The 12,563-nt window shown below is 63.5% G+C and carries 13 protein-coding genes, 1 pseudogene and 1 riboswitch; of the genes and pseudogenes, 9 read left to right on the top strand and 5 right to left on the bottom strand.

Features of this window, described 5'->3' with window-relative positions:
- The first annotated feature begins 46 nt into the window (after positions 1-46).
- The gene (locus tag M727_RS0106545) at positions 47-409 is read left to right on the top strand and encodes a nuclear transport factor 2 family protein (RefSeq protein ID WP_027152001.1); all 363 of its coding nucleotides are present in this window, start codon (positions 47-49) and stop codon (positions 407-409) included.
- Between the two features lie 35 nt (positions 410-444).
- On the opposite strand, the gene xylB is transcribed toward M727_RS0106545, so the two are convergent.
- The 3 genes from xylB to M727_RS0106530 form a co-directional block, all read right to left on the bottom strand.
- The gene (gene xylB, locus M727_RS0106540) at positions 445-1,899 is read right to left on the bottom strand and encodes a xylulokinase (RefSeq protein ID WP_027152000.1); all 1,455 of its coding nucleotides are present in this window, start codon (positions 1,897-1,899) and stop codon (positions 445-447) included.
- A gap of 81 nt (positions 1,900-1,980) precedes the next feature.
- Positions 1,981-3,303: a tetratricopeptide repeat protein gene (locus M727_RS0106535; protein ID WP_027151999.1), complete on the bottom strand. Its 1,323-nt coding sequence runs from the start codon at positions 3,301-3,303 to the stop codon at positions 1,981-1,983.
- A gap of 9 nt (positions 3,304-3,312) precedes the next feature.
- Positions 3,313-3,936 (bottom strand): LysE family translocator, encoded by a 624-nt coding sequence (locus M727_RS0106530; protein WP_027151998.1) that lies wholly within the window; start codon positions 3,934-3,936, stop codon positions 3,313-3,315.
- A 188-nt stretch (positions 3,937-4,124) separates the two neighbouring features.
- Here M727_RS0106530 and M727_RS0106525 point away from each other — a divergent pair, with 188 nt between their 5' ends.
- The 5 genes and pseudogenes from M727_RS0106525 to M727_RS35955 all read left to right on the top strand — a co-directional run bounded on the left by M727_RS0106525 (position 4,125) and on the right by M727_RS35955 (position 8,389).
- Positions 4,125-4,892 (top strand): L,D-transpeptidase, encoded by a 768-nt coding sequence (locus tag M727_RS0106525; RefSeq protein ID WP_027151997.1) that lies wholly within the window; start codon positions 4,125-4,127, stop codon positions 4,890-4,892.
- A gap of 119 nt (positions 4,893-5,011) precedes the next feature.
- Entirely contained in the window at positions 5,012-6,178 is a 1,167-nt protein-coding gene (locus M727_RS0106520) for a diphosphate--fructose-6-phosphate 1-phosphotransferase (protein ID WP_027151996.1), read from the top strand.
- Between the two features lie 51 nt (positions 6,179-6,229).
- Entirely contained in the window at positions 6,230-6,949 is a 720-nt protein-coding gene (locus tag M727_RS0106515) for an MBL fold metallo-hydrolase (protein ID WP_027151995.1), read from the top strand.
- Between the two features lie 84 nt (positions 6,950-7,033).
- Positions 7,034-7,645, top strand: coding sequence for a sulfite oxidase-like oxidoreductase (locus M727_RS0106510; protein ID WP_027151994.1), 612 nt, complete (start codon positions 7,034-7,036; stop codon positions 7,643-7,645).
- Positions 7,642-8,389, top strand: a pseudogene (locus M727_RS35955) (FAD-binding oxidoreductase). Before M727_RS0106510 ends, M727_RS35955 begins: the two are co-directional and overlap by 4 nt.
- A gap of 9 nt (positions 8,390-8,398) precedes the next feature.
- On the opposite strand, the gene M727_RS0106500 reads toward M727_RS35955, so the two are convergent.
- Together M727_RS0106500 and M727_RS0106495 are read right to left on the bottom strand one after the other, a co-directional pair.
- Positions 8,399-9,529: a hybrid-cluster NAD(P)-dependent oxidoreductase gene (locus M727_RS0106500; protein ID WP_027151993.1), complete on the bottom strand. Its 1,131-nt coding sequence runs from the start codon at positions 9,527-9,529 to the stop codon at positions 8,399-8,401.
- A 23-nt stretch (positions 9,530-9,552) separates the two neighbouring features.
- Positions 9,553-10,800 carry an aromatic ring-hydroxylating dioxygenase subunit alpha gene (locus M727_RS0106495; RefSeq protein WP_027151992.1) on the bottom strand — a complete coding sequence of 416 codons (1,248 nt, stop codon included), beginning with the start codon at positions 10,798-10,800 and terminating at the stop codon, positions 9,553-9,555.
- A gap of 112 nt (positions 10,801-10,912) precedes the next feature.
- A riboswitch (cobalamin riboswitch) is annotated at positions 10,913-11,116 on the bottom strand.
- Positions 11,117-11,622: 506 nt separating this feature from the next.
- Here M727_RS0106495 and M727_RS0106490 point away from each other — a divergent pair.
- From M727_RS0106490 to M727_RS0106480, 3 genes are all read left to right on the top strand, one after another.
- Positions 11,623-11,829 (top strand): DUF680 domain-containing protein, encoded by a 207-nt coding sequence (locus M727_RS0106490; protein WP_027151991.1) that lies wholly within the window; start codon positions 11,623-11,625, stop codon positions 11,827-11,829.
- 67 nt (positions 11,830-11,896) lie between these two features.
- On the top strand, positions 11,897-12,121 hold the full coding sequence (locus tag M727_RS0106485) for a DUF680 domain-containing protein (protein WP_027151990.1): 225 nt from the start codon (positions 11,897-11,899) through the stop codon (positions 12,119-12,121).
- A gap of 74 nt (positions 12,122-12,195) precedes the next feature.
- Positions 12,196-12,432: a DUF680 domain-containing protein gene (locus M727_RS0106480; protein ID WP_027151989.1), complete on the top strand. Its 237-nt coding sequence runs from the start codon at positions 12,196-12,198 to the stop codon at positions 12,430-12,432.
- The last annotated feature ends 131 nt before the right edge of the window (positions 12,433-12,563 follow it).

The following is a 12,563-nucleotide window of genomic DNA, read 5'->3' as shown; positions in this document are numbered from 1 at the left end:
GGATGAAAAGGGTCATGTCAAAGCCAATCAACAACGGAGACAAACCATGACCGACCTCAACACGATCGCCGAAAACTACATCGCCGCCTGGAACGAGAGCGATGCCGCGCGCCGGCAAGCCTTGCTCAAGGCGGCCTTCACCGATGACGTCAGCTACCGCGATCCGATCATGCAGGGAGACGGCCACAATGGCCTCGCCGCACTGATCGATGGTGTCCAAAAACGTTTTGCCGGCTTCCGGTTCTCGCTGAAGGGCAAGCCGGACGGGTTTGGCGACACGATCCGCTTCTCGTGGAATCTCGGGCCGGAAGGCACTGATTCCGTCATCGAAGGCACCGACATCGGCGTCGTCGAGAATGGCCGCCTGAAAAACGTCACCGGATTTCTCGACAAGGTCCCGGCACAGTGAGGAAACCTCGGGCCGCGGCGGGGGTGGGAAACCACTCACGCCGTGGCCGCCTTGATAGCCGGGTAAAGCAAGCGGTAACGCTGATAGGCATCTGCATAAGCGTTGCTTAGCGCGGCGACCGGCTCGATTGTGGCATCGGTGGCCGGCGCCGTGCACACTCTGAGCGGATCGGCGCCCGTCGCCGCGATCAGGCCAAGCCTCGCTGCACCGAAGGCGGCGCCGAAATCGCCGTCGGCGGGAATGTCGACGGGCAGGCCGAGCGCGGTGGCGATTGCCTTTAGCCAGTAGTGCGAGCGCGAGCCGCCGCCGATCGCCGTCACCCGCGTCAGCGTCGTGCCGGCCTTGGCCAGGGCTTCGAGACTGTCGCGGAAGGCGAAAGCCACGCCCTCCAGCACGGCCTGGGTCAACACGGCGCGGCTCGATTCATGCGCAAGCCCGGTAAACGAGCCGCGAATGGCCGAATCATTGTGCGGCGTGCGCTCGCCGGAGAGATAGGGCAGGAAGGACACGCCGGTCGGCGCCTTCAGCGTATCGCCGAGCTCGGCGGTCAGCTCGCCGGCGCCTTTGCTTGATATCTCGGACAGCCAGTTGAGCGAATCGGTTGCCGACAGGATGACGCCCATCTGGTGCCAGGTGTCGGGCAGCGCGTGGCAGAATGTGTGCACTGCGCTTTCCGGGTTGGGCAGATAGGCCGCATTGGCAGCAAACAGCACGCCTGACGTGCCAAGCGAGACAAAGGCCTGGCCGGCGGCGACCGTGCCCATGCCGCAAGCCGACGCCGCATTGTCGCCGGCGCCACCAGCGATCGGGATGCCCGCCTGCATCCCCCATTTCGAGGCCAGTTCGCTGCGCAACGCGCCGGCCTTCTCAGTGCCTTCGACCAGTGACGGCATCTGCTTCTCGTCGAGCGACGTGGCGGAAAGCAGGTCGGATGACCAGTCTCGCTTGCCGACATCGAGCCAAGAGGTGCCGGCCGAGTCCGACATCTCCGAAATATGCTCGCCGGTGAGCCAGAGCCGCAGGAAATCCTTCGGCAGCAAGACCTTTGCCAGTTTGGCGAAAATATCCGGCTCGTTGTTTTTCACCCAGACCAGCTTTGGCGCGGTGAAGCCGGGGAAGACGATGTTGCCGGTCAGCTTGCGAAAGCGCGGGTCGGCGTCGAGCTTGGCGGCCTCGGCATGGCTGCGCGTGTCGTTCCACAGGATGCAGGGGCGCAGCACCTGGTCGCCGGCATCGAGCAATGTAGCGCCATGCATCTGGCCGGAGAGGCCGATTCCTTTGACGGCGGCGAGCTGTTCTGGATGAGAAACCTTGAGCTCGGCGATCGCTCCCTCGCAGGCGCGGATCCACTCGGCGGGGTTCTGCTCCGACCAGCCGGAGTGCGGCCGAGACACGTCGAGTGACGCGTGGCCGGAGCCGATGATGCTCTGCCCGGCATCGATCAACAGCGCCTTGACGCCCGACGTGCCCAGATCGAGGCCGAGATACATGGTGTCCTCCCATTGTCATTAATTTTTTCGGATCTCGAAAAAATCTGACTTGGCAGTTTTTAAGACAAGATCCGCCTCCGGTCAATTCTCCGACAAATCGGCAGCCCGCCGCGAAAGCAGCGCCGACAGCGGGCTGTCGGGCCGCGCCAGCGCGCGTTCCGCGGCAAGTGCCCTTGCCAATGCACGGTCGCCCGACCGCAGCGCAGCCTCGATCAGGGTCAGGTCGATGACGTCGCGCTGCGCGTGGCTGCCGCCGAAGCGGTGGGCGATCGCCCGGATGGGCCGGATCAGGCGGACCGTCTCGGCATAATTGCCGTCGCCGAACGCCTTGATGGCGAGCGTCAGGGGATGGCCGACATCCCGGGTAAAGGCGGCGTTGTCGTCGTTGGCGTGCATGGCCTCGTGCTGCGCCTCGAGCAAGGTGCGAGCCGGCGTCTCTTGGCCGGCGCCGACGAGGGCCATCATTGCGTGGGCATCGTTGAAGGCATAGTTGCCGGCGCTGACCTTGGCCCAGTTGGCGGCGAGTGCCGCCCAGCGGCCGCCGACATCGACGCCGCCGAGATGCAGCCGCCACAGGATAGACGAAGCATCGACCATGTTGAGCGCCAGCGTCGAGCGTTCGCCGTAGATTGGGCCGTCATAGAGCGCCAACGCCTCGTCGGTCTCGCCGAGATCGTAGTGGAACAGCGCCAGATGCCACCAATTATGCACTTTCAGGAAGCTTTCACGCGTCCACGCGTCGGGGTTGGCGCGCATCCAAGTGATGCCGTCCCTTTGCCGGCTCTGCATTTCCATGACATGGGCGACGGCGTGCTGCGCCCAGCCGTCGCGCGGCTCGATGTCGACTGCCATGCGGCCAAGCTTTTCGGCGCGCGCATAGTCGCCCATTTCCTCCAGTCCGAACGCCTGCATGCCGAGTATGGCGTGGTAGCCCGGCATGCCGCTTTGCCACGATGGCAGCGCGCGGCCGATGCGGTCGCGCAGCATGCGGGCATTGCCGGTGAAGAAATCGATCTGGTGCCCGGTCTGCAGCGCCAGCGCATCGAGCGGAAACTCGATGGCGATATCCTCGAGCAGACGAGCGGCTTCATGCCAGCGTCCTGCGGCAAGATGGCCAAGTGCTGCGACATGCGCCTGCTCGCGCGGCGTGGCTGCAAGCGGCAGTGCCGTCTCGTGGCATGTTTTGGCCACGGCTGCCGCCTCGCGCTCGGTGGCGAGGCCGAAGAGATAGCCCTTGAACACATGCGCCATGACGAAGCCGGGATCCTCGGCGATGGCGCGATCGACCGAGCCGACCGGGTCGCCGATGAAGCATTGCAGTTCGCGCACGGCCTGGCTGTAGGGCGAGAACCCGGCCTCCGCCGCGCCCGAAAACGTCAGCCCGAATGCATCCCTGACTGCCACGTCATGTCCTCAATTGCCCGAGCGCATCGCCACTGTGGCGATGCCGGCGCCGACCAGCAGCGTGCCGCCGGTGCGGTTGAAGATGCGGATCGCCTTCGGGTTGCGAACGACGTTGCGTGCCCTTGCGGCGATCAGCGCGTAACCGAAGGCATTGGCGAAGGCGAGCGCCAGGAAAGTCGTCTCGAAGATCACCATCTGCGTCCAGAAATCGGCATGCCGGTCGAGGAACTGCGGCAGGAAGGCGACGAAGAAGGTGATGCTTTTCGGATTGAGCGCGGTGACCAGCCAGGCATGCGCCATCATCTTGGCCGAGGACACCGCGTCCAGGCGCGGCTCGGCCTTGAGCGTGCCGCCGGCGCGAAACAGCTTTATGCCGAGATAGATCAGATAGCCGGCGCCGATCACCTTCAGCACCGTGAACACGGTGGCCGACGCCGCCAGCAGCGCGCCGATGCCCAGCATCGACAGCGTCATCGCCGTAAAATCGCCAAATGCCACGCCAACCGCCATCGGCAGCGCGGTGCGCCAGCCCTGGCCGAGCGCATAGGATACGACCAGAAGGATGGTCGGGCCGGGAATGACAAGAAGGATCGTCGAGGCGGCGGCAAAGGCGGCCCAGTTTTCGAAGGACATGTTCGTCTCCTTGAGCTCAAAGAAGAGGATAAATCCTTGGGCTCACAAAGATGTAAAGGGGCAAAAATCGAAAATGCCCCTGGTTAACATCGGGCGACGGTTCTTCACGCTTTTTCAACCATGATTGGTGAAAATGCACTCTATCCGGCCGGACCGTGTTTCCCGCCGACAGCGTAGGGTTTGGGTAGATGCGCGAGTTGCCGCAAGGTCTGACGCCGCCGCACAATGGCGACGAAATCGAAATTTCCGAAATCCAGCTTTCCCGCCGCGCAGTGTTGTCCGGCGCCGGTGCGCTGGGGCTGCTCGGCGTCGCCGGCTGCAGCCAGACGCTCGACCTGTCGGCGCTGCAACTCGACGGCGTCACCACCGGCGCGATCACCCCTGTCCGCCCGAGCATCAGCGTCGACAAGAACATCACCAGCCCTGGTGTGATGTATGCCTCCGTCACCGACGGCGGCTTCACGCTGCCGGAAGTGCCCTACCTCAAGGTCAAGCCGGAGTTCCGCCGCCAGATCGTCGTCGACCCGACTGGCGAGCAGCCCGGCACCATCGTCGTCCATTCGCAGGAGCGGCTGCTCTACTTGGTGCAGCCCGGCGGTGACGCTATCCGTTACGGCGTCGGTATCGGCAAGGAAGGCTTTCGCTGGTCCGGCCGCGCCAACATCCAGTACGGCAAGGAATGGCCGACCTGGAGGCCGCCGGCCGAGATGATCGCCCGCAAGCCGGAACTGGTGAAATGGCAGGCCGGGCAGCCCGGCGGCCTCGACAACCCGCTCGGCGCGCGTGCGCTGTACATCTACCAGAACGGCCAGGACACCGGCTACCGCATCCACGGTTCGCCCGAATGGTGGAGCATCGGCCAGGCGATGTCGTCGGGCTGCGTTCGCCTGATCAACCAGGACATCATCGACCTCTACAGCCGCGTCTCCAGGAAGAACCCGGTCGTCGTCGTCTGACCCTCCCGGTCATCGTCTGAACTCGAGGCGGCTGACGCGGCCGCTCGACTCTCCCGTTGCGCGATCTCGCAAGACAGGCGAATGTGCCCTGCAAAGTCACTGCTCGGGAGACGTGAAGCATGTCCGGAACTTTTGTCATCGCGCAAGGCGGCGGCCCGACCGCCGTCATCAACCAGACGGTGGTGGGCGCCACACTCGAGATTCGCAGGCGGCATCCCGGCGCCAAGGTGTTGGGCTCCATCCATGGCGTGCGCGGCATCCGCGACGGCAACTATGTCGATCTTTCGGCTATCCCTGAGGACCGGTTGCGGTTGATTGCGGCGACGCCGAGCGCCGCGCTTGGCTCGACGCGCGACAAGCCGGACGAGGCCTATTGCGAGATCATCCTCAACGGCCTGAAGAAGGCTGGCGCCGATGCCTTCATCTATATCGGCGGCAACGACACGTCCGGCACGCAGCAGATCCTGACCGACGCCGCCGGCGGCAAGATGGCTTTCGTCCATGCGCCGAAAACCATCGACAATGATCTCGAGGAGAACGACCACACGCCCGGCTTCATTTCGGCAGCCGAGTTCGTCGCTGGCGCCTTTCTCTCGGTCGACCTCGATTTCCGTGCTCTGCCGGGCATCTATGTCGGCATCGTCATGGGCCGGCACGCCGGTTTCCTCACCGCCGCCGCCGCCGCATGGCAGCTAGATCCCGACAGTGGCCCGCATCTCGTTTATGTGCCGGAGCGTCCGTTCTCGGCTGCAGCCTTCATCGACGACGTGCGCGCCACGCTCGATCGCCACAAGCGCTGCATCGTCGCAGTCTCCGAAGGCGTCAGCACCGCCGACGGCAAGGCGCTAGTCGAAAGTCTTGTGCCGCCGGACAAACTGGAGCGCGATGCGCATGGCAACGTCAAGCTGTCGGGCAGCGACCTGCCGGCCGCCCTCGAGCGCGCGCTGGCCGAAGGATTGCCGGGCAAGCGGGCGCGCGTCGATGCGCTCGGCTACATGCCGCGCGGCTATGTCGGCGCCATCAACCCCGTCGATGCGCAGGAAGCCTTCGATGCCGGCGTCTTTGCGGTCGCTGTCGCCGAACAGGGCGGAGGCTCGGTGGCGCTGCAATATGACGGCGAGAAAACCGTGCTGAACAAGGTGCCGCTGAAAAACGTTGCCGGCAAGACCCGTCACATGCCCGACGATTTCATGCTGCCGGATGCCAACCAACTCTCCGACGCAGGAATGGCCTATCTGAAGCGGCTGGTTCCCGAAAAGTACAAGGTTGGAAAACCGTTCGTCTGATGCCGGCTCGCTTCTGATGCCGGAAATCTCGTGATGCCGGATATCTCCTGAATGCTTGACTGGTTCAGCAAGACCGTCATCGACGCCGATACGACGATGCTGACCGAGCCGTTCGTGGATGATTTCGTGCGCGCCAACATCTGGCATCTGCGCGGCCGCGACGTCGACCTGCTTGTCGACACCGGCATGGGGATTTGCCCGCTGGCGCCGGAGATCGACACGCCTGATGGCAAGCCGCTGCTCGTCGTCGCCACCCACATCCATCTCGACCATGTCGGCTCGCTGCACGAATTCCCGCTGCGGGCGGGGCCGAGGATGAGTGCCGCGCAATTCGACAGCATGGAGGACGCCGTCACCTACGCCCACATGTTTCATGATCTCGACGGCGCCGTCTCGAAGCTGCCGGCGCCGGGCTGGAAAGCGGCCGACTACAGAATCCCGCCGGCGCCGCTGACGCGGACGCTTGACGAGGGCGATCTGGTCGACCTTGGCGACCGGCAATTCCGCGTGCTGCATCTGCCCGGCCATTCGCCCGATTCGATCGCGCTGTTCGATGAGGCCGACGGCCTGTTCTTCGCCGGCGACGCCATCTACGACGCCTTGCTGATCGACGACCTGCCGGATTCCGACCGATCAGCCTATCGCCGAACCATGCAGCGGCTGCTCGATCTGCCTGTCAGCATCGGCCATGGCGGCCATGGGCCAAGCTTCGATGCCAAACGGATGCGCGAGATCGCCACCGGTTATCTCAGGCGAACAGACGGCGCATAAGCCAAGAATCTGGTTGCCCGCCAGAGTATCTTTGACAACATTGGTGAAGGCCGACAGGCGGCCTGATGCAAACGGATTGTCTCGATGGTCACCCGCGGCTTCTCTTCAGGACGAAAGCCCCCGAGGGATGCGGATGCGCGTATCCCGCCGGGGCAGTATCTCGAGCAAGGGTTTCCGGTGCTGTCGGCCGGGCCGACGCCGCGTGTGCGTACCGAGGACTGGTCGTTCACGCTCAAGCACGGACCGCGGCCGATCAAGACGTGGAACTGGACAGAGTTCAACGCGCTGCCTTTGACCAAGATGACGCGCGACATCCATTGTGTCACCGCGTGGACCAAGTTCGACACGGCGTGGCAGGGTGTGCTGGTCGACGATATTCTGGCGGATGCCGGCATCAAGCCACCGACGGCCTTCACGCTGGCGCTGTCCTTCGACGGCTATACCACCAACGTGCCGACGCAGGATCTCATTGCCGGCAAAGCGATGGTGGCGCTGCTCTACGAAGGCAAGCCGATCACGCCGGACCATGGCGGCCCGGCGCGGCTTCTGGTTCCGCATCTCTATTTCTGGAAGTCGGCCAAATGGCTGAACGGGCTGCAGTTCACCGAGCGCGACGAGCCCGGCTTCTGGGAGCTGCGCGGCTATCACATCTATGGCGACCCGTGGCGTGAGCAGCGCTATACGGGCGATCCATGAGCGATGGGCCGGCGGCGCAGTCGCCCTGGCAGACGGTGACCATCGCCCGCATCGAAAAGCGCACGCCGCGCGTCACCAGCTTTTTCCTCCAGCCGTCGCGGACCTTCGCCTAATCGTGCCGGGCAGCATGTCGATGTCAGGCTGACGGCGCCGGACGGCTATCAGGCGCGCCGCTCCTACTCCATCGCCTCGGCGCCGGAAGCCGGCGAGACGATCGAACTGGCAATTGAAAGGCTCGATGACGGCGAGGTCTCCCCCTTCTTCCACGATATCGCGGCGGTTGGCGATGAGGTCGAGTTGCGCGGACCGCTCGGCGGCCACTTCGTCTGGTCCGACAGCGACGGCGGCCCGCTTCTGCTGGTCGGCGGCGGGTCCGGCGTGGTGCCGCTGATGGCGATGATCCGCCATCGCGCCGCGCGCAGATCGGCGGTGCCCGTGGCACTGGTATTTTCCGCACGGGTCTGGGACGAGGTGATCTTTCGCGACGAGTTGATCGACCTCCACGATCGCCGGGACGGCTTCGATCTGGTGTTGGCGCTGACCCGCGAGCCGGCCCGGCGCCCGGCGGACTATTCACGGCGGATCGACGTTGCGATGATAGAGCAATCGATGGTGCGGCTGCCCGCACCGCCAAGGTTCGCCTTTGTCTGCGGCTCGAATGCCTTCGTGTCGACTGCCGCCCAGGCGCTGATCGATGCCGGCGTTCCGGCAAGCCTCATCCGCACCGAGCGCTACGGGGTTTAAGCTCCCCGGTCAGGCGTCGATCTCGAGCGCCGTCAGCGGCTTCGAACAGCAGGCCAGGATGAAGCCGTCGTCGATCTCGTGATCGAGGATGCCGCCATTGTGGCTCATCTCGACTGTGCCCGAGACCTTTTTCACCTTGCAGGTTCCGCACAGGCCGAACTCGCAGGCTGCGGGAATTCGTACGCCCGAAGCGCGCGCCGTCTGCAGCACGGTCTGGCCGGCAACGCATTCGGCATCGATATCCGAAAGCGAAAAGCGGATCGGCGTTGCGGCCTCGGCAGGTACCTCGACCCCGCGCTCTGCCGGCCCGCCCTTTGCCGGCCCACCCTCTGCCGGCGAACCGAACGGGGCCGGTATTTCCTCCACCGCCGGGGCCGCAAAGCTCTCCTGATGGTAGTTGGCCATGTCGAAGCCGGCCGCCTCCAGCATCTGCCGCACGGCGCGCATGAACGGGTCGGGGCCGCAGCAGAAAATTTCGCGCTCGCGAAAATCGGGGGCCAGCAGCGGCAGCCGTATCGCGTCGATCCGGCCCATATGGCCGAACCAGCCCTCGCGGCTGGACCGCTCCTCGATCATGAAGTCGAGCGTCAGGCCCGGCATGCGGCTGCCGAGCAGCTCGAGCTCCTTGCGGAAGATGATCTCCTCGGGCTTTCGCGCGCAGTTGACGAAGCCGACATCTGTCCATGGCGCGCAGTCGTTCAGCCAGCGCAGCATCGACATCATCGGCGTCACGCCGGAGCCGGCCGAAATGAACAGATACTTGGCCGCTGGATGGCTGTGCAGCGAAAAGTCGCCCGCCGGCCCATAGGCCTTCACGTGAACGCCGGGTGTCAGATTGTCGAACATCCAGCGGGTGCCGAGGCTGCCGGCCTGCGCTTTCACCGTCACCGCGATCGAGAACGGCCGCGACGGCGAGGACGACAGCGTATAGGTCCGCATCATCGGGCCCTCGGTGGTCGGCAGTTCCAGCGTCACGAACTGTCCCGGTCTGTAGCGGAACCAGGTCTGGTTGTCAGAGCGGAAGGTGAAGGTCTTCACGTCAGGCGCCTCGTCGCTGACGCCGATGACTTCCAGCACCTGGAGCCTGTCGTTCCAGGGCGCCATCTCGTCGAGATGGCGGTAGAGGCCAAGGTCCGTCATCGCATTCATCCCCTTGACCTCGTTCAGGCGACGCTGCGCAGCGCCGGCCGCCCGGCTTCGGCAAGGCGCGGCCCGATGAAGGAGGCGTACCATTCGACGAACTGGATGACGCCGCCCTCATGCAGTTCCGAATAGGGGCCGGGCTCATAGGCCGGCGACAGGACGCCGAAGGCGTTTTCCTCGACAATGCGACGGTCCTGGTCGTTGGTCTCGGTCCAGACATGGGTAAGCTCGGCGAGGTCGTAGTCGACGCCTTCGACCGCGTCCTTATGGACAAGCCATTTGGTGGTGACGGCCGTTTCCGTGGCGCTGATCGGCAGCACGCGGAAGGTGACGGCATGATCGCCGAGGATGTGGTTCCAACTCGTCGGATAGTGATAGAGCAGCAGCGAGCCGATACGGTCGGTGGAAACGCTGTCGGAAAGGCCCCTCTTCACCGCGCGTCTGCCCGTCATTGTATAGCTGACGGCGTCGCGCAGCAGCGGCGCGCGGGTGGCGCGATACTGCCCGGCAGGATCGATGCGGAACTTGCTCGGCAAGCCCGCCGCCTCGCATTTCGCCCAGTGCGCGAGCATCTCCGGATCGCTGTCGGCGCCCTGCACGCCGGTGACGGTCGGCGCTTCCGGGAATGTCTTGCAGAGTTCCGGATGGTTGCCGGCGCAATGGTAGCACTCGCGGTTGTTCTCCCAGACGAGTTTCCAGTTGCCCTTCTCGACGATGGTCGATTCGAAGGCGATTTTTGCCTCGCGCAGCCGGTGCGGCAGGAGGTAAGGCTCGATCATGGCGCGCATCGGCGCGAAGTCGGCCGGCTCGTTGGCCAGGCAGATAAAGATGCAGCCGCCAACGCTTTCGCAAGCCACCGGCTTCAGGCTGAACTGGCTCTTGTCGAAGCCGTCTGCCATCTGGCGAGCAAACAACAGCCGGCCGTCCAGTTCGTAGGTCCACTGGTGATAGGGGCAGACGAGCTTCGCCGCAGTGCCCTTGTCGGCATTGCAGACACGGCTGCCGCGATGGCGGCAGGAATTGTGGAAGGCATTGATCTTGCCTTGCTGGTCGCGGACCAGCACGACCGGATAGTCGCCGATCTGGGCGGTGATGTAGCTGCCAGGTTTCGGCAACTCGCAATCGTGGCCGATGAACAGCCAGTCGCGATACCAGATCAGCTCCATGTCGAGCTTGAAGAAATCTGGATCGGTGTAGAAGGGCTGCTCGAGCGAATAGCCTTGCCTACGGCCGTGCAAGAGCCTCAGCATGTCGTTGCGCGCGTCCATGTCCTGTCCTCGTGTAAGGACTGAACTGGTGGTGATGGAGGGAGGACCGCTTGCACGCCGGCGACAGGGCCGGAGATGCATCATCCACCTCTTGACCGCCCACCGCGATCAGTCGAGTCTAAAAATCTCGGGCTGGTTTCCGGGCTCTGGAGTGTCCTTGCGGACTCATCGCGACACCTTCCCAGGCTTGTGGCCCAGTGGTCTCCCGTTGCGACTTGAACTCCACCACCGTTGCGGGGGCAGCGCCGGGTTCTGACCGGCTTCCCAATTCTCCGCTTCGTCGTCACCAAGCGGCACCTGAGATGGCGTGATCTAATCATGCCGGCCGGCTGACTGTCGGCATGAAAGCGACATCGTATCCATGCGGCGCGACACGGCCGGCGAAACCAGCAGGTTTATATCTGCAGGGCTGAAACCCCACTTTTTCGGCGGCCACTGTCGGCTGCCGTGACATCGAATCCGACCCGCGGCGGAGATCAGGAAGGATAACAGTTTACAAAAGTGACTATTAGCCGCTTCTAAAATCGAACCGAACGGTTCGTTTCTGTTGACAATGCGTGCAGCACGCTGTGAACGCAAATTCGCCAATCCGTCAAATCATGAATGGCTAATTTTGAATAAGATATTGAAAACAAACCATAAAACCATGGTAGTAGATGCCTCTGGTACAATTTCAAGGTGTAGATTCTTGGTCCACACGGAACAACTTCGTGATTGGAATCCGCCGAATGGCCTTCCCACATCGGGGCTGTCCGAACGACGCGCATCCTCCCAAGACACGCCGCTAGCCGGACGGAAGACTAAGATACTGGAGTCCTAAAAATGAAAAAGATCGCTCTTGCTACCGTCGCCGTTCTGGCCATCACCGGCAGCGCCTTTGCCGGCAGCGACCATTATGGGTCCAACGCCGCCAACCAACCGACTGCTGCGATCGACAGCTCGTATACGGCCTCTGTCCAGGCGCCGGCTCACGCTGAAAAGCAGCCCGTTGGCCAGGGCGCCGACCGCAACCTTTTCGGCAACAATTAACAGCTGGTCCCAAACAGCAAAGTGGCGGTCCGCCGCTCGGGATCTGAGGAACTCAGGAGTACTTGAAATGAAGAAGCTCATTCTTGCCACCGCAGCCATTGTGGCCGTCTCCGGCGGCGCTTTTGCCGGCAGCGACAACTTTGGATCGAACGGTGCCAACCAACCGGCCGCCGCGGTCGACAGCAACTCGTACACGGCTTCGATTCGGAATTCGGCTTCGGCGCAGAATCCGGTTCCGGCTCACGAGAAACCCGTCAACGGCAGCGACCGTAACCTGTTCGGCAACAACTAACAGTTCGTTCCAACAGCGGCGGCGGCATTTGCCCGCCGCGCTGGTGGAACCAAGAAAATCCAGGAGTTTTGAAAATGAAGAAGATCGTTGTTACCGCCGCCGCGCTTTTGATTGCTGCCGGCAGCGCTTTTGCCGGTAGCGACAACTTTGGCGGAACCGACATCAACAAGCAGGCGACCATCAACGTCGACAACACGCAGACGTCTTCGGTACGCAATACCGGCTCGCCGGTCTACAAGCTGCTCAACTCGTCGGGCGACTTACAGAAGTCCGCCCCGCAGGGCAGCGACCGGAGCCTGTTCGGCCGCTAGCGCATCGGCCCGAAAATCGGTTCGATTTTCGGAAAGCACGATGCGCAGCGTTAAAGTGTTAGAGCGTACTTTTGTGCGTCCACTTGGACGCACGTCGCTCTAACAGCGACCGGAACGCACAAGAGCGGCGG

This window comes from Mesorhizobium sp. WSM2561, assembly GCF_000513915.1.
In the GTDB taxonomy this organism is placed as follows: Bacteria; Pseudomonadota; Alphaproteobacteria; order Rhizobiales; family Rhizobiaceae; genus Mesorhizobium; species Mesorhizobium muleiense.
Note: the sequence above shows the minus strand (reverse complement) of the source record. Positions and strands in the feature narration are given on the sequence as shown.

Coding starts and splice junctions, on each gene's coding strand:
- M727_RS0106510 (WP_027151994.1), top strand. CDS start 7,034: ATGGTCACCCGCGGCTTCTCTTCAGGACGAAAGCCCCCGAGGGATGCG.
- M727_RS0106490 (WP_027151991.1), top strand. CDS start 11,623: ATGAAAAAGATCGCTCTTGCTACCGTCGCCGTTCTGGCCATCACCGGC.
- M727_RS0106525 (WP_027151997.1), top strand. CDS start 4,125: ATGCGCGAGTTGCCGCAAGGTCTGACGCCGCCGCACAATGGCGACGAA.
- M727_RS0106500 (WP_027151993.1), bottom strand. CDS start 9,529: ATGACGGACCTTGGCCTCTACCGCCATCTCGACGAGATGGCGCCCTGG.
- M727_RS0106515 (WP_027151995.1), top strand. CDS start 6,230: ATGCTTGACTGGTTCAGCAAGACCGTCATCGACGCCGATACGACGATG.
- M727_RS0106545 (WP_027152001.1), top strand. CDS start 47: ATGACCGACCTCAACACGATCGCCGAAAACTACATCGCCGCCTGGAAC.
- M727_RS0106495 (WP_027151992.1), bottom strand. CDS start 10,800: ATGGACGCGCGCAACGACATGCTGAGGCTCTTGCACGGCCGTAGGCAA.
- M727_RS0106480 (WP_027151989.1), top strand. CDS start 12,196: ATGAAGAAGATCGTTGTTACCGCCGCCGCGCTTTTGATTGCTGCCGGC.
- M727_RS0106485 (WP_027151990.1), top strand. CDS start 11,897: ATGAAGAAGCTCATTCTTGCCACCGCAGCCATTGTGGCCGTCTCCGGC.
- M727_RS0106520 (WP_027151996.1), top strand. CDS start 5,012: ATGTCCGGAACTTTTGTCATCGCGCAAGGCGGCGGCCCGACCGCCGTC.
- M727_RS0106530 (WP_027151998.1), bottom strand. CDS start 3,936: ATGTCCTTCGAAAACTGGGCCGCCTTTGCCGCCGCCTCGACGATCCTT.
- xylB (WP_027152000.1), bottom strand. CDS start 1,899: ATGTATCTCGGCCTCGATCTGGGCACGTCGGGCGTCAAGGCGCTGTTG.